Origin of the sequence: Methylobacterium sp. WL120 (genome assembly GCF_008039465.1) — a bacterium.
Classification (GTDB): Bacteria; Pseudomonadota; Alphaproteobacteria; order Rhizobiales; family Beijerinckiaceae; genus Methylobacterium; species Methylobacterium cerastii.
In genome coordinates, this window is record NZ_VRUT01000005.1 from 60,397 (window position 1) to 75,291 (window position 14,895).

Annotated in this window: 16 protein-coding genes; 6 read left to right on the forward strand and 10 right to left on the reverse strand. The window is 70.1% G+C overall.

Going from position 1 to position 14,895, the window contains the following annotated elements:
* Positions 1-8 precede the first annotated feature (8 nt).
* The 3 genes from FV229_RS02220 (at position 9) to FV229_RS02230 (ending at position 2,615) form a co-directional block, all read left to right on the forward strand.
* Positions 9-329 carry a plasmid stabilization protein gene (locus tag FV229_RS02220; RefSeq protein WP_147750373.1) on the forward strand — a complete coding sequence of 107 codons (321 nt, stop codon included), beginning with the start codon at positions 9-11 and terminating at the stop codon, positions 327-329.
* A gap of 184 nt (positions 330-513) precedes the next feature.
* Entirely contained in the window at positions 514-2,037 is a 1,524-nt protein-coding gene (adh, locus tag FV229_RS02225; protein WP_147750374.1) for an aldehyde dehydrogenase, read from the forward strand.
* A 155-nt stretch (positions 2,038-2,192) separates the two neighbouring features.
* The gene (locus tag FV229_RS02230) at positions 2,193-2,615 is read left to right on the forward strand and encodes a DUF779 domain-containing protein (RefSeq protein WP_147750375.1); all 423 of its coding nucleotides are present in this window, start codon (positions 2,193-2,195) and stop codon (positions 2,613-2,615) included.
* A gap of 209 nt (positions 2,616-2,824) precedes the next feature.
* Here FV229_RS02230 and FV229_RS02235 read toward each other — a convergent pair whose 3' ends face one another.
* From FV229_RS02235 to gap, 6 genes are all read right to left on the reverse strand, one after another.
* On the reverse strand, positions 2,825-3,844 hold the full coding sequence (locus FV229_RS02235; RefSeq protein ID WP_238270240.1) for a tetratricopeptide repeat protein: 1,020 nt from the start codon (positions 3,842-3,844) through the stop codon (positions 2,825-2,827).
* Positions 3,841-4,491 (reverse strand): thiamine phosphate synthase, encoded by a 651-nt coding sequence (locus FV229_RS02240; protein WP_147750376.1) that lies wholly within the window; start codon positions 4,489-4,491, stop codon positions 3,841-3,843. Before FV229_RS02240 ends, FV229_RS02235 begins: the two co-directional genes overlap by 4 nt.
* Positions 4,492-4,763: 272 nt before the next feature.
* Positions 4,764-5,834, reverse strand: a complete 1,071-nt coding sequence (gene fba / locus FV229_RS02245) for a class II fructose-bisphosphate aldolase (protein ID WP_147750377.1) — start codon at positions 5,832-5,834, stop codon at positions 4,764-4,766.
* Between the two features lie 111 nt (positions 5,835-5,945).
* Entirely contained in the window at positions 5,946-7,148 is a 1,203-nt protein-coding gene (locus tag FV229_RS02250; protein ID WP_147750378.1) for a phosphoglycerate kinase, read from the reverse strand.
* 25 nt (positions 7,149-7,173) lie between these two features.
* Positions 7,174-7,680, reverse strand: coding sequence for a hypothetical protein (locus FV229_RS02255; protein ID WP_246688017.1), 507 nt, complete (start codon positions 7,678-7,680; stop codon positions 7,174-7,176).
* 132 nt (positions 7,681-7,812) lie between these two features.
* Positions 7,813-8,820, reverse strand: coding sequence for a type I glyceraldehyde-3-phosphate dehydrogenase (gap, locus tag FV229_RS02260; protein ID WP_147750379.1), 1,008 nt, complete (start codon positions 8,818-8,820; stop codon positions 7,813-7,815).
* Between the two features lie 433 nt (positions 8,821-9,253).
* On the opposite strand from gap, the gene FV229_RS02265 reads away from it, so the two are divergent.
* The 3 genes from FV229_RS02265 to FV229_RS02275 all read left to right on the forward strand — a co-directional run bounded on the left by FV229_RS02265 (position 9,254) and on the right by FV229_RS02275 (position 11,435).
* Entirely contained in the window at positions 9,254-9,625 is a 372-nt protein-coding gene (locus FV229_RS02265; protein WP_147750380.1) for a DUF4164 family protein, read from the forward strand.
* A 67-nt stretch (positions 9,626-9,692) separates the two neighbouring features.
* Positions 9,693-10,079, forward strand: a complete 387-nt coding sequence (gene zapA / locus FV229_RS02270) for a cell division protein ZapA (protein ID WP_147750381.1) — start codon at positions 9,693-9,695, stop codon at positions 10,077-10,079.
* A gap of 234 nt (positions 10,080-10,313) precedes the next feature.
* On the forward strand, positions 10,314-11,435 hold the full coding sequence (locus FV229_RS02275; RefSeq protein WP_147750391.1) for an L-dopachrome tautomerase-related protein: 1,122 nt from the start codon (positions 10,314-10,316) through the stop codon (positions 11,433-11,435).
* Positions 11,436-11,603: 168 nt separating this feature from the next.
* On the opposite strand, the gene FV229_RS02280 is transcribed toward FV229_RS02275, so the two are convergent.
* From FV229_RS02280 to FV229_RS02295, 4 genes are all read right to left on the reverse strand, one after another.
* Entirely contained in the window at positions 11,604-12,479 is an 876-nt protein-coding gene (locus tag FV229_RS02280; protein ID WP_147750392.1) for an RNA polymerase factor sigma-32, read from the reverse strand.
* 307 nt (positions 12,480-12,786) lie between these two features.
* Entirely contained in the window at positions 12,787-13,374 is a 588-nt protein-coding gene (locus tag FV229_RS02285) for a CarD family transcriptional regulator (protein WP_147750382.1), read from the reverse strand.
* A gap of 461 nt (positions 13,375-13,835) precedes the next feature.
* Positions 13,836-14,174 carry a ferredoxin FdxA gene (gene fdxA / locus FV229_RS02290; RefSeq protein ID WP_147750383.1) on the reverse strand — a complete coding sequence of 113 codons (339 nt, stop codon included), beginning with the start codon at positions 14,172-14,174 and terminating at the stop codon, positions 13,836-13,838.
* Positions 14,175-14,383: 209 nt separating this feature from the next.
* Positions 14,384-14,710 carry an RNA-binding S4 domain-containing protein gene (locus tag FV229_RS02295; RefSeq protein ID WP_147750384.1) on the reverse strand — a complete coding sequence of 109 codons (327 nt, stop codon included), beginning with the start codon at positions 14,708-14,710 and terminating at the stop codon, positions 14,384-14,386.
* Positions 14,711-14,895: the final 185 nt, after the last annotated feature.

Below are 14,895 nucleotides of genomic sequence, written 5' to 3' on the forward strand. Positions count from 1 at the left end.
GTTTCGCCATGCCCCAGGGTGACAAGAGCAAATACACCGACAAGCAGGTCCGCAAGGCCGAGCACATCGCGCAATCCTATGAAAAGCGCGGCGTGCCCGAGGAGCAGGCCGAAGCCCGCGCCTGGGCGACCGTCAACAAGGACGACGGCGGCGGCAAGAAGCCTGGCGGCTCGGGCCGCGGCAAGGCCACCGACCACCCGGCCGCGCATGCGGGCGGCGAGAAGGGTGGCGAGAAAGGCGGAAAGGCCTCGGCCGCGCGCACGCCGGAGCAGCGTTCGGCCTCCGCCAGGAAGGCGGCCGCGACTCGCAAGGCACGCAAGGCAACCTGAAGCCGCGCCGTTTCGGTCGCCATCACCCTCGGATGGGGCTACCGTGCACGCGGCGTTCGCACCCGCCTTTGGCCAAAAGTCCGGCTTGCCATCGCCGCTCGACTGTCCTTGGCTGCGGCCGGAACGCGAAAAGTCCGAAAAAGAGCCGGCACGCCATGCCGGAGCCGCACGGAGGAACAGCACCATGAACAAGCCGGAATTCCTGGCCGACGCCAAGACCAAGTCGCCGTTCTCGGCCCGCTACGACAACTTCATCGGCGGGCAGTGGGTGGCGCCGGCGAACGGCCGTTACTTCGAAAACACCTCGCCGATCACCGGCCGCGTCATCTGCGAGGTCGCCCGCTCGGACGCGCAGGACGTGGAGAAGGCGCTCGACGCCGCCCACGCCGCCAAGGACGCCTGGGGCCGCACCTCGGCCGGCGAGCGCGCCCGCATCCTCAACAAGATCGCAGACCGGATGGAGGAGAACCTCGACCTGATCGCGCTCGCCGAGACCTGGGACAACGGCAAGCCGATCCGCGAGACGGTGAACGCCGACATCCCGCTCGCCATCGACCACTTCCGCTACTTCGCCGGCTGCATCCGCGCCCAGGAAGGCGGCATCTCCGAGATCGACCACGACACGGTGGCCTACCACTTCCACGAGCCGCTCGGCGTCGTCGGGCAGATCATCCCGTGGAACTTCCCGATCCTGATGGCGGTGTGGAAGGTCGCCCCGGCGCTCGCCGCCGGCAACTGCATCGTCCTCAAGCCCGCCGAGCAGACCCCCGCCTCGATCCTCGTGGTGATGGAGCTGATCGCCGACCTGCTGCCGCCGGGCACGCTCAACGTCGTCAACGGCTTCGGCCTTGAATGCGGCAAGCCGCTGGCCTCCTCGCCCCGCATCGCCAAGATCGCCTTCACCGGCGAGACGACGACGGGCCGGCTGATCATGCAGTACGCCTCGCAGAACCTGATCCCGGTGACGCTGGAACTGGGCGGCAAGTCGCCGAACATCTTCTTCGCGGACGTGGCCAACGAGGACGACGACTTCTTCGACAAGGCGCTCGAAGGCTTCACCATGTTCGCCCTCAACCAGGGCGAGGTCTGTACCTGCCCGAGCCGCGCGCTGGTGCACGAGTCGATCTACGACCGGTTCATGGAGCGTGCGGTTAAGCGCGTCGAGGCGATCACGCAGGGCTCGCCGCTCGATCCCGCGACCATGATCGGCGCGCAGGCCTCGTCCGAGCAGATGGAGAAGATCCTCTCCTACATCGACATCGGCCGGCAGGAGGGCGCCAAGGTGCTCACCGGCGGCGCACGCAACGTGAAGGACGGCGAGTTCGCCGACGGCTTCTACGTGCAGCCGACGGTGCTCCAGGGCCACAACAAGATGCGGATCTTCCAGGAGGAGATCTTCGGGCCGGTGCTCTCGGTGACGACCTTCAAGGACGACGCCGACGCGCTCAGTATCGCCAACGACACGCTCTACGGCTTAGGGGCCGGCGTGTGGACCCGCGACGGCACCCGCGCCTACCGCTTCGGCCGCTCGATCCAGGCCGGCCGCGTCTGGACCAATTGCTACCACGCCTACCCGGCGCACGCGGCCTTCGGCGGCTACAAGCAGTCCGGCATCGGCCGCGAGAACCATCGCATGATGCTCGACCACTACCAGCAGACCAAGAACATGCTGGTGAGCTACTCGGCCAAGAAGCTCGGCTTCTTCTAGGCCGGCCTGGCTCCGGCCCACGGGCTGGCGCTTTCGACTTCGAGACGACTTCGCCCCGGCCCTCGCGGCCGGGGCGTTTTCGCTGGCGCCCACCACTGCATTTCGGCGCCGCGCGAACCACATGGGATCAAGAAAACGTGCGGATGGGAGCGGACATGACGGACACGGCGACGATCGCCACCACCGCCGAGCAGGCCGGCGTCGACGGGACGCCGCTGCGGGTCACCGCGACCCCGGCCGCCCTGGAGCTCATCGCCGAGCTTCGCTCAGAGCACGGCCCGGTGATGTTCCACCAGTCGGGCGGCTGCTGCGACGGCTCCTCGCCGATGTGCTATCCGGTGGGCGACTTCATCATCGGCGACGGCGACGTGCATCTCGGCCAAGTCGGGGGCGCGGACTTCTTCATCAGCCGCTCGCAGTTCGCGGTCTGGAAACACACCCACATCCTGCTCGACGTGGTGCCCGGACGCGGCGGCATGTTCTCCCTGGAGAACGGCCGTGAGAAGCGCTTCCACATCCGCTCACGCCTGTTCACGGCGGCCGAGAACGCTGCGCTCGACGGCGCCTGCAAGCTTTAAGCGCGGGTCTGACCACGATCGGTGACAAGGGTTCCTCCCTTTTCCCAACCCACCACCTCATCTTGAGGTGCCGCGTCAGCGGCCTCGAAAGAGGCTCCAGAGATCGCGCTATCCCTGGAGGCCTCCTTCGAGGCTTCCGCCTAGCGAAAGCGCCTCAGGATGAGGTGGTGAGTGGGATCGGTCGTGGAACGGGCTCTGAGCGACCGCGCTCAGCGCGCCTCGGACCGCTCCTCCGCCAGCCGCTCGGCGCGGGTGCGCTCGTCGGCGGTGAGGCCGACAAGCGTCTGGTCGAGCCAAGCGTCCGACAGGCCCTGGCCGGCCGCGGTGAGGTTCCAGGCCGCGGCCTCGACCATGTTCTTGGGCACGCCGCGCCCGGTGGCGTAGAGCCGGGCGACGCGGTTCTGCGCGATGGCGTTGCCGCGGGACGCCGCGTGCAGGAAGTAGCGGGCGGCGCGGCCCTCGTCCTTCGGCAGGCCCTTGCCGTTGAACAGCAGGATCGCGAACTCGACCTCGCCGGCGAGGTCGCCGTTGTCGGCCGCCCGCCGGAACAGCTCCGCCGCCTTGGTCGCGTCCTGCGGCACACCGCGGCCCTGCAGGTAGAGCACGCCGAGATCGTGCTGGGCCGGGCCGATCTCGCCGTCGGACGCCTTGCGGAACATCGCCGCCGCGCGGGTCTGGTCGGCCTCGGTGCCGCTGGCGAGCAGCAGCAAGGCGAGGTTGTAGGCCGCCGTCGGCGAGCCGTGCTCGGCCGCCTGCTCGAGCCAGCGCCGGCCGGCCTTCGGGTCCTTGGGAACGCCGCGGCCGTCGAGGGACATCAGGCCCAGCGACGACATCGCGCCGGGCTCGCCCTGCGCCGCCGCGAGGCGGTACCAGTCGGCGGCCTTGACCGGGTCGGGGCGGATGCCGAGGCCCTGGTTGTACAACTCGCCGAGCAGCGTCATCGCCGCCGCGTCCTTGCGGTCGGCCTCGATCCGCTTCGTCGCCTCGCGGAACGCGGTCACGTACTGCCCGCGCTGGTAGGCGCCGTAGGCGAAGTCCGGCGTGCGGTCGGTCGGCGGCGGGCGGGCGCCACCGGAATAGCCGACGGTGTAGGGGGTCGGCAGCTCCCGCATCGGCGGCTTGACCGGGTCGGTGCCCGGCGTCCGGGTCGGCTCGATCGCGCTGGGCGCCGCCATCGCCCCGCCGCCGGCCAGGAGCAGCGCGAGGGTGCTCGAAGCGAGCCGCCTCACGAGGCCGCCTCCGAGAGCGCGGCCTGCACGCGGGCGACGCCTGCGGGGTCGCCCATCCACAGCCCGCTCTCCAGCCCGACGAACTCGGCGCCGGTCGCCGCGAGCGCCGCGACCTCGGCCTCGGCGCAGGCGACGCCGATGCACGGCGTCTCGAAGATTTCGGCCCACCACGCGGTGCGCTCGTGCACGCCCTCTGCGCCGGCGGCGACGCCGTCGGGGTAGAGGCCGCCGAACATCAGGTAGTCGATGCCGGCCTCGCCCGCATCCATCGCCGCGTGCCGGGTCTCGATCCCGCCGACGCCGAGGATGCGGCCGTCGCGCAGACGCCCGCGCAGCTCCTGCAGCGTGCCTTCCTCCGGCTTGTCGACGTGGATGCCATCCGCCCCGCCCCGCGCCGAGATGCTGACGAGGTCGCCCGCGAAACCCGGGGCGGCGACGACCAGCGCCGCGCCGGCCGCCTGCACCGCGGGCGCGACGCGTTTCACCAGGGCGATCAGGCTGCGCTCGTCCGCGGGTGCCAGCCGCAGGATCACCGCGGCCACGTCGCCCGCGGCGCAGGCCCGCTCCAGCGCGGGCACCAGCGCATCGACATGCTCCGCCCCGACATGGTGCGGCGTCAGCAGGGTGAGGCGGGGTGCGTCGGTCATGCGCCCTGATACCGCCGCGGAGGGCGTCGGGGAAGCGGAGAGGAGCGTTGCGGCCCTGGCAAAGAGAGGTCGAAGTCTCGATCGAGCGTCCTCGCACGTGCCCGTCATTCCGGGGCTGCGCAGCAGAGCCCGGAATCCAGAACCATAGGTCGTGATCGAGAATGCACCGTCGGCGGCTCTGGATTCCGGGCGCGCCTCACGGCGCCCTGGAATGACGGTGTCGGGGCGGTAAAAGGGGGCTTTCCCTTACCGCCCAGATCGAAGGCGCCGCCTCAGTCCGCGGTGATCTTCGGGTCGAGGGAGCCGTTGGCGTAGCGCTTGGCCATGGCGGAGACCGAGATCGGGCGGATCTTCGAGCCCTGGCCGGCGGTGCCGAACTCCTCGAAGCGCTGCTTGCACAGCTTGGTCATCGCCTCCATGGCGGGCTTGAGGTACTTGCGCGGATCGAACTCGGCCGGGTTCTCGGCGAGCACCTTCCGGATCTGGCCGGTCAGCGCCATGCGGTTGTCGGTGTCGATGTTGATCTTGCGCACGCCGTGCTTGATCCCGCGCTGGATCTCGGCCACCGGCACGCCCCAGGTCGGCTTCATCTGGCCGCCGTACTGGTTGATGATGTCCTGCAGATCCTGCGGCACCGAGGACGAGCCGTGCATGACGAGGTGGGTCGTCGGCAGGCGCCGATGGATCTCCTCGATCACGTTCATCGCGAGCACGTCGCCGTCGGGCTGGCGGGTGAACTTGTAGGCGCCGTGGCTGGTGCCCATCGCCACCGCCAGCGCGTCGACCTTGGTCGCCTGCACGAACTTCACCGCTTCTTCCGGGTCGGTGAGCAGCTGGTCGTGCGAGAGCGTGCCTTCGAAACCGTGGCCGTCCTCGGCCTCGCCCTCGCCGCTCTCGAGCGAGCCGAGCACGCCGAGCTCGCCCTCCACCGAGACGCCGGCCCAGTGCGCCATCTCCGAGACCTTGTGGGTGATGCCGACGTTGTAGGCGTAGTCGGCCGGCGTCTTGCCGTCGGCCTTCAGCGACCCGTCCATCATCACCGAGGTGAAGCCGTACTGGATCGCGGTGGCGCAGGTAGCCTCGTCGCTGCCGTGGTCGAGGTGCATGCAGACGGGGATGTGCGGATAGATCTCGACGAGGCCGTCGATCAGCTTGGCCAGCACGATGTCGTTGGCGTAGGCGCGCGCGCCCTTGCTCGCCTGCAGGATCACCGGGGAATCGGTGGCGTCGGCGGCCGCCATGATGGCGAGCCCCTGCTCCATGTTGTTCATGTTGAAGGCCGGCACGCCGTAGCCGTACTCGGCGGCGTGATCGAGAAGCTGCCTCAACGTGATCCGCGCCATCGTCCGTGCTCCGTCTTAGGTCTGGTCGGGTCTGTGGGGAGAACGCCGCCGCGGCCCGGATGGATCGTGCGGGACGGCGCGAAAATCGCCGGAAAAGTCGGCTGTTGAAACTCAGCTCTTGGCGCGCAGGGCCTCGACGCCCGGAAGCGTCTTGCCCTCCAGCCATTCGAGGAAGGCGCCCCCGGCGGTCGAGATGTAGGAGAAGGTCTCCGAGACGCCCGCATGGTTCAGCGCGGCCACCGTATCGCCCCCGCCGGCGACCGAGACGAGCTTGCCAGACGCCGTGCGCTCGGCCGCGTGCCGGGCGGCCGCCACGGTGGCGGCATCGAACGGCGTCAGCTCGAAGGCGCCGAGCGGGCCGTTCCACACCAGCGTCGCGGCCTCGTCGATCGCCGCGTCGATCAGGGCGACGGATTTCGGCCCGGCGTCGAGGATCATGCCGCCCTCGGGCACCGCGTCGACCGAGACGGTCTCGTGGGCCGCGTTCGCCTTGAACTCGGAGGCGACGACGGCGTCGACCGGCAGGATGATCCGGCACTTGGCGGCCTCGGCCGCGGCGATGATGCGCAGGGCGGTCTCGGCGAGGTCCTTCTCGCACAGCGACTTGCCGACGGGCTTGCCCTGCGCGTGCAGGAAGGTGTTGGCCATGCCGCCGCCGATCACCAGCATGTCGACCTTGGCGACGAGGTTCTCGAGCAGGTCGATCTTCGAGGAGACCTTGGCGCCGCCGACTAGAGCGATCACCGGGCGGGCCGGGGCTTCGAGGCCCTTGGTCAGGGCGTCGAGCTCGGCCTGCATCAGGCGGCCGGCATAGGCCGGCAGGCGGTGGGCGAGGCCCTCCGTCGAGGCGTGCGCCCGGTGGGCGGCCGAGAACGCCTCGTTGACGTAGACGTCGCCGTTGGCGGCGAGCGCGTCGGCGAAGGCTGCGTCGTTCGTCTCCTCGCCGGCATGGTAGCGGGTGTTCTCGAGGAGCAGCACGTCGCCGTCCTTCATCGCCGCGATCGCCGCCGACGCGGCGGGGCCGACGCAATCCTCGGCGAAGGCGACGGCGCTTCCGAGCTTGTCGGACAGGGTGGCGACGACGGGGGCTAGCGAATCCTTGGGATCGCGCTTGCCCTTCGGCCGGCCGAAATGGGCGAGCAGCACCACCTTGCCGCCTTGCCCGGCGATCTCGCGGATCGTCGGCACCACGCGCTCGATCCGGGTCGCGTCGGTGACGCGGCCGCCCTCCATCGGGACGTTGAGGTCGACGCGGAGCAGGACCCGCTTGCCCGCCAGCGAGCCGGAATCGTCGAGGGTGCGGAAGGCGGTCATGCGGTCCTGCTCTGTCGGTGTCGGGTCAGCGCGCGGGCGACGTGGCGGACGACGTGGCGGGGGCTTGGGCCGCAGGCGCGGTGGCGTTCGCCCGCGGCGGCAGCAGGCTGTCGAGGTTGAGCCGCTGCACGGCGACCATCAGCACCACGGTGAGCACGGCGGTGATGATCGCGGTGAGCACCAGGGCGCCGGTGCCGGGCAGGCGCCGCGTGCGCTCGGTCAGGCCGCGCATCTCGGAGCGGAGCGCGGCGAGGTCGGACTGGCGGGCGGCCTCGTTCATGCGGTTCGAGGCGCCCTCGACCTTGTCCTCGACGCGGGTCAGCAGAGACTCGGAGCGGGCGTACTTGTCCTCGATGCGCGAGGTCTTGTCCTCGATCCGGGCGAGCTGGTCGAACAGCTGGTTGGCGGCGATCGGCGTCGCCACGGAGGCGCCGGGAATCGCGGGCTTCGCCTCCACGCCGCTGGTTTCCACGGGCGTGGTCGCCGCCGGGATGAAGTCCTGTCCGGTCGCGGTCTTGGGGGCGTCGGTCATGCGTGTCGGACCCTTGCTCGTCTGCGGTTCGGAAGGCGGCCCGGCGCCTCGTGGAGCCGGGCTTGGTCGCGAAACCGCCGGCCCGCGGGTGGCGCCCGCGAGCCGGCCGGGTGAACGGATCAGATCAACGCGTCAGATCAGCTTGGCCATCGCCACTGCCGTGTCGGCCATGCGGTTCGAGAAGCCCCACTCGTTGTCGTACCAGGCGAGGATGCGGACGAAGGTGCCGTCCATGACCTTGGTCTGGTCGAGGTGGAAGGTCGAGGAGTGCGGGTCGTGGTTGAAGTCGATCGAGACGTTGGGCTGGTCGGTGTAGGCCAGCACGCCCTTGAGCGGGCCGTCGGCCGCCGCCACGATCGCCGCGTTGATCTCCTCGACGGAGGTGGCGCGCTTGGCGGTGAATACGAGGTCGACCGCCGAGACGTTCGGCGTCGGCACGCGGATCGAGGTCCCGTCTAGCTTGCCCTTCAACTCGGGCAGCACGAGGCCGACGGCCTTGGCGGCGCCGGTCGAGGTCGGGATCATCGAGAGCGCGGCGGCGCGGGCCCGATAGAGGTCCTTGTGCATCTGGTCCAGCGAGGGCTGGTCGTTGGTGTAGGAGTGGATCGTGGTCATGAAGCCGCGCTCGATCCCGACGAGGTCGTTGAGGACCTTCGCCACCGGCACCAGGCAGTTCGTGGTGCACGAGGCGTTCGAGATCACGTGGTGGTCGGCGGTGAGCTGGTCGTGGTTCACGCCGTAGACGACCGTCAGGTCGGCGCCGTCGGCGGGCGCCGAGACGATGACGCGCTTGGCGCCGGCGTCGAGGTGGGCCTTGGCCTTGTCCTTCGAGGTGAAGATGCCGGTGCATTCGAGCGCGATGTCGACGCCGAGCTCGCGGTGCGGCAGCTCGGCCGGGTTGCGCACGGCGGTGACGCGGATGCGGTTGCCGTCGACGACGATGTAGTCGCCGTCGACCACGACCTTGGCGTTGAACCGGCCGTGGATCGAGTCGAAGCGCAGCAGGTGCGCGTTGGTCTCGACCGGCCCGAGGTCGTTGATCGCCACGACCTCGATGTCCTTGCGGCCGGCCTCGTGGATCGCGCGCAGCACGTTGCGGCCGATGCGCCCGAACCCGTTGATGGCAACCTTCACCGTCACGGCGTGACTCCTTCCCGAGATGGGGCGCCACCTAGCGGGCGCCGCTCGATGATACCGGGGCGGCGCGTCGGCCGTCCGGTGCTGCGGCCGGCTCTATGAACCGCCGAATTGAACCTGGGATGAACCGACGCGAGGACCGGGCACGGGTCGCCGGGGACCATCCGTGAGACGGACGACGCGGGCGAGGGCCTCGGGACTGGCACGGGTCGGATATCCGGGCAGAGGATGCGCGCGAGGACAGGCCCTGCGCGTGCGGCGGGTCTCTAACATGGTGCCTCGGGCTGTCAAAGTGCACGCGGTGGCTGTGCGCGCGCAAGCCCTGACAATCCGGACGGCCTGACCGGGCGGGATCGTCCCGACGCGGATTTGCCTGGGCGTGCGGTCGGAATCGGCTGGAAATCCGCTGCGGCTTAGGGGAAACCTGCCCTCGACCATGAGCGAGCCCGCCAGCCCCCCGACCGATCCGCCCGGCGACGACGCTGCCGGGCCCGACTCCGCCGGGCACGACTCGGCCGGGCACGACTCGGCCGGGCACGACTCGGCCGGGGACGCCCTGCGCAGGCTCGATGCGGCGTTGCTGCAGCTCGAGGCCGCCGTCGCGCGCCGGCTCGAGGCGGAGGCGAACCCCGCCGACGTCGAGGCGGAGCGCGCGATCATGGCCGAGGACCGCGCCCGGCTCGCCGCCGCCCTCGACGCGGCGAGCGCCCGGCTCGCCGAGGTCGAGACCGTCGCGGACACGGTCGGCCGCCGGCTGGAGCGGGCGATCGGCACCGTGGAAGGCGTGCTCGGCCGCCCGGACCCTTGACCGGAGGCGGTTGGCGCGCGCCCAATCCTCCGTCGACCCGACCGCCCGCGTCCGTTCCGAAGCCCGCATGCCCCAGATCAGCGTCACCATCGACGGCAAGAGCTACCGCATGGCCTGCGGCGACGGCGAGGAGGCGCATTTGTCCGCGCTCGCCGCCGACCTCGGCGCGCGGGTCGCCGACATGCGCAAGGCCTTCGGCGAGATCGGCGACATGCGCCTCCAGGTGATGGCGGCGCTGACCATCGCCGACGAGGTCTCCGAGCTGAAGCGCCGGCTCTCGGTGGCGGAAGCCGAGGCCGAACGCCTGCGGGCGGAGACGGCCGCCGCGGGCGCGGCGCAGGCGGACCAGTCGGCCCGCGTCGCCGACGGCGTCTCGAAGGCCGCCGAGCGGATCGAGCGGATGGCGCGGGCGCTCGCCGCCACCGCCGGACCGGCAGGCGCCGACTTGCGCTGAGCCAGCCGACTTGCGCTGAGCCAGCCGACCTGCGCCGAGCTGCGACGCCCGGTCGATGAACCTTGGCGGGCCGGCGCCGCGTTGACGGGCCGACGCGGCGTTCCCGCCGCCCGAAAAAGGCTCCCCATGACCATGACGATCGCCGGCACGCGTGCCGGCTTCCGCGCACGCCTGCTGCTCGGCGGAGCGTTGCTCGCCGGAAGCGCGCTCGCCGGCCCCGCCGTCGCGCAGGACATGCCCGCACCGCAGAAGGGCGCCGCGCCGGGTCTGACCAAGGTGGCGAGCTTCGAGCATCAGGTGACCGGCGTCACCGTCTCGAAGGACGGGCGGATCTTCGTGAACTTCCCGCGCTGGACCGAGGACACCGCCGTCTCGGTCGCGGAGCTGAAGGACGGCACGCTGACGCCGTTCCCCGACGCCGAATGGAACGGATGGCGCAACGCTAAGAAGGACCAGGTGGATGCCCGCAACCATTGGGTCTGCGTGCAGAGCGTCGTCGCCGACCCGAAGGGCAACCTCTGGGTGCTCGACCCGGCGGCGCCGGCGATGGCGGCCGTGGTCAAGGACGGGCCGAAGCTCGTCGAGATCGATCTGAAGACCAACAAGCCGGCGCGCACCATCGCCTTCGACGAGGCGGTGGCGCCGCAGGGCTCCTACCTGAACGACGTGCGCTTCTCCCCCGACGGCAAGACCGCCTACCTCACCGATTCCGGCGCGAGCGGCGCCCTGGTGGTGGTCGACCTCGACAGCGGCAAGGCGCGCCGCCTTCTCGACGGCGATCCGACCACCATGCCCGACAAGAGCGTGACGGTGAGTTACGACGGCAAGCCGCTGCGCCGCCCCGACGGACGCGGCGTCGAGTTCGCCGCCGACGGCCTCGCGCTCTCGCCCGACGGCAAGACGCTCTACTGGCAGGCGATCAAGGGCAAGACGCTCTACAGCCTGCCAACCGACGCGCTCACCGGCTGGCTGACGTCGTCCGTCGTGCCGAGCGCGCTCACCGACAAGAGCCTCTCGGGCAAGGTCGAGACGGTAGGCGAGAACGGCCCCGCCGACGGCCTGATCATCAGCCGCCACGACGGCCGGATGTACGTCACCGCGCCGGAGGAGAACGCGGTGAAGGTGCGCGACCTCACGGCCAAGGGCGGGACGCCGACGGTGCTGGTCCAGGACTCGCGCATGCGCTGGCCCGACACCTTCGCCGAGGCACCGGACGGCACCATCCTGTTCACCACCTCGCACATCCAGGATTCGGCCTTCTACAAGCCGGACGCGCCGGCGGCCCTGCCGACCGAGCTGTGGAGCATCAAGCCGGGCGCAGCCGAGGCGACGGGTTCGACGACGGCACCGAAGTAGAGCGGACACCTTCCCCTCTCCCCGCAAGCGGGGCGAGGGGGAGGCACGGTGATCGGTCCACCCACGGTCTCGATAGGCGCCAGCCGACATCTTGGTGAATGGGCCTACAGCAAACGAAAAAGGCCCGACCTCCCGGTCGAGCCTTTTTCATCTGAGCCGATGCGAACCTCAGCCCGCGTAAGCCCCACCCGTCGTCTGCGGAAAGCGATCCGCGAGCGCCCGGCGAAGCTTTTCCAACGCGCGGTTCTCGATCTGGCGGACGCGCTCCTTGGAGATGCCGAGGCGGTGGCCCAGCGCCTCCAGGGTGGCCTGGTCCTCGGCGAGCCGGCGCTCGCGCAGGATGCGCAGCTCGCGCTCGGACAGGACGGTGAGAGCCTGCTGCAGCCAAAGGTGGCGGCGCTCGCCGTCGACCGTGGCTGTGACGGTCTCGTCGGGCAGGGCCGCACCGTCGACAAGGAAGTCCATGCGCTCGGACGAAGCTTCGCTTTCCTCGCCGACCGAGGCGTTGAGCGACATGTCGGGACCGGAAAGCCGGGCGTCCATCAGCGCCACGTCCTCGCGCGACACGCCGATGGCGGTGGCGATGCGACGGTGGATCTCGTCGCCGACACGCTCCTCGGTCGATTGCATCAATCGGGCGCGCAGGCGGCGCAGGTTGAAGAACAACGCCTTCTGGGCGGAACTCGTGCCGCCGCGGACGATCGACCAATTGCGCAAGATGTAGTCCTGGATCGAGGCGCGGATCCACCAGGTGGCGTAGGTCGAGAATCGCACCTCGCGCTCCGGCTCGAACCGGGCCGCGGCCTCCATCAGACCGACATGGCCCTCTTGGACGAGATCGGCCATCGGCAACCCATAGTGGCGGAAGCGCCCGGCCAGCGCGATCACGAGGCGCATATGCGCGGAGATCAGCTTGTGCAGGGCGCGCTCGTCGCGGTCGTCCTTCCAGCTCACCGCAAGGCCACGTTCCTCGTCCCGCTGGAGGAACGGCGCTTCCATCGCGGTGCGAATGAACTGCCGACGAATTCCCGCGATTTCCGCCATTCCGCCTGCCTCTTTCTTCCAAGCGCTTCTGCGGCCTCGACCGCGTCCTGCGGACTCACCGGTACGATCCGGGCATCCACGCAAGGCACCGGACAACGGGAAGGTGAAGGCGATGGTTCCGCGGCGATGCAACAGGGCGCGCGATGCCCGGTTCCGCGGCGCGCACGATTCCGCGAGCGGGTGTTGCCGGACGGCTCCAGCCGACATGCGCTTTGGGGGCCGGCCCAAAGAAAAAGCCCGGCGCTGGCGCACCGGGCTCGGTCGACGATGGAAGGGCCGGAAAGGGTCCGGCCGGGTCGGCGCGCCCTCAGGCGGCCTCTTCCTGGATGGCCTCGTCGACGTCGGTCTCGGCTTCCGCCTCGGCCTTGCCGCGGCGGGGCGACTTCTGCAGGCTCTGGTCGATGAGCTTGAGCGCCTCGGTCTCGGTAATGCGGTTGACGGTCGAGATCTCACGCACGATCCGGTCGAGGGCGGCCTCGTAGAGCTGGCGCTCGCTGTAGGACTGCTCGGGCTGGGCCTCGGAGCGGAACAGGTCGCGCACCACCTCGGTGACCGAAAGCAGGTCGCCGGAATTGATCTTGGCCTCGTATTCCTGGGCGCGGCGCGACCACATCGTCCGCTTGACGCGGGCGCGGCCGGTCAGCACGTCGAGGGCCTTCTTCACCAGCTCCGGCTCGGCGAGCTTGCGCATGCCGACGCTGTTGGCCTTCGCGGTGGGGACGCGCAGGACCATCTTGTCCTTCTCGAAGGAGACGACGAACAGCTCGAGCTTGTAGCCGGCGATCTCCTGCTCTTCGATCGCGGTGATGCGGCCGACGCCGTGGGCGGGATAGACCACCGCCTCGCCGGTCTTGAATCCCTGGCGGCCCGTCGTCGGCTTCTTGGCTGTTGTCATGCGAGAAGGGCCTCCAGAACAAAGCGCGGGGGGTTGCAAGCACCCGCGTGACCATGTCTTCCGGGACGGGACACCCGGCTTCCGACGCCCGACCGACGCCGCCGACCAGACAGGTCGGGCAGGCGGAGGCTCCCAGGCGAGCCGTGCGCAGCCCATGATAGAACAACCGCCGAAGGCAACGCCTCCAGCGGTCGAGCGCGTGCATCCTGTGATCCCGGGTGATCCGGGTTTCGCGTTTTGGAACGCGGCAGGCGGCACTTCAGGCGCAAGCGACGGCAGAAGGATTGTCTATCACAAATCAACGGTCGAATCAAAGCAGCGCGACGCACCCCGGACGGTTCGGGACCATCCGGAGCGCGTTATGCACGGGTTCGCTGGGGCCGGCCGCGGGCCGGCGAGGCAAACGCAAGGCAACCCGAAGGCCAGCCGCCGCGTCGATACGCGGGATCGTGCCGGCTTGTTCAGTCGCCGGTGCCGGGGGCGGCGGAGAAGTGGGCCTCGAACTTGCCGGCCACGCCGTCCCAATCCTTGGCGTCGCCGGGCGCGTCCTTCTTCTGGGTGATGTTCGGCCAGTCCTTGGCGTAGTCGGCGTTGACCTTGAGCCAGGTCTCGAGGTTCGGCTCGGTGTCCGGCTTGATCGCCTCGGCCGGGCATTCCGGCTCGCAGACGCCGCAATCGATGCACTCGTCGGGGTGGATGACGAGCATGTTCTCGCCTTCGTAGAAGCAGTCCACCGGGCAGACTTCCACGCAGTCCATGTACTTGCACTTGATGCAATTGTCGGTGACGACGTAGGTCATGGTGCGATTTTCGTCCTCGATCCGCGCTGGCCGCATCCGCGGCCGCCGGGGGCTCGAACGGTCTCGCGGGCGGGCGAAGGCGCGTTCGGCTTGCGTGTCGACGGGCCCTCGTAGGCGGCCCTTGGATGGGAAGGGCTCTAGCCCCTGCCAAAGGGGCTGACAAGCGCAGCCATGCCGCAACCTGGCCGCCGCACGGGACTGTGGCTTGTCTACAATGATTCCAGGGGCGGGCCGGGCTCTACAGAGAGAGGGGCCGGAGCCTCGTCGCCCCCGGCGGCGAGGTCCGCGTAGAGCAGCCGGGCGACCGGGGCCGAGCCGCGATGCGTCCCGAGGTCCAGGACCCGCAGGATGAGAGTGGCGTGGGCGGCGGCGACCGTCAGCACGTCGCCGACGGCCAGCCCCTTGGCCGGCAAGGTGGTCCGCGTCCCGTTGAGGCGGACGTGGCCGTCTTCCACGAGGCGGGCGGCGAGCGCGCGGGACTTCGCGAACCGCGCGAACCACAGCCACTTGTCCAGCCGCTGCCGCCCTTCCTTCATGCAGACCGGCTGTGCCTCAGCGCTTGCCGCCTTCGCCGGATTCCAGCTGCGCCTTCAGGGCGGCGAGCTTGGCGAAGGGCGAATCGGGATCGGGCGCCCGCTCGCGGCGCGGGGGCCGGGCATCCGGTCGAAGGCCGGCATGGCGCGGCTCGTCGCGGCGGTCGGGCCGGGCGCCGGGCTCGAAG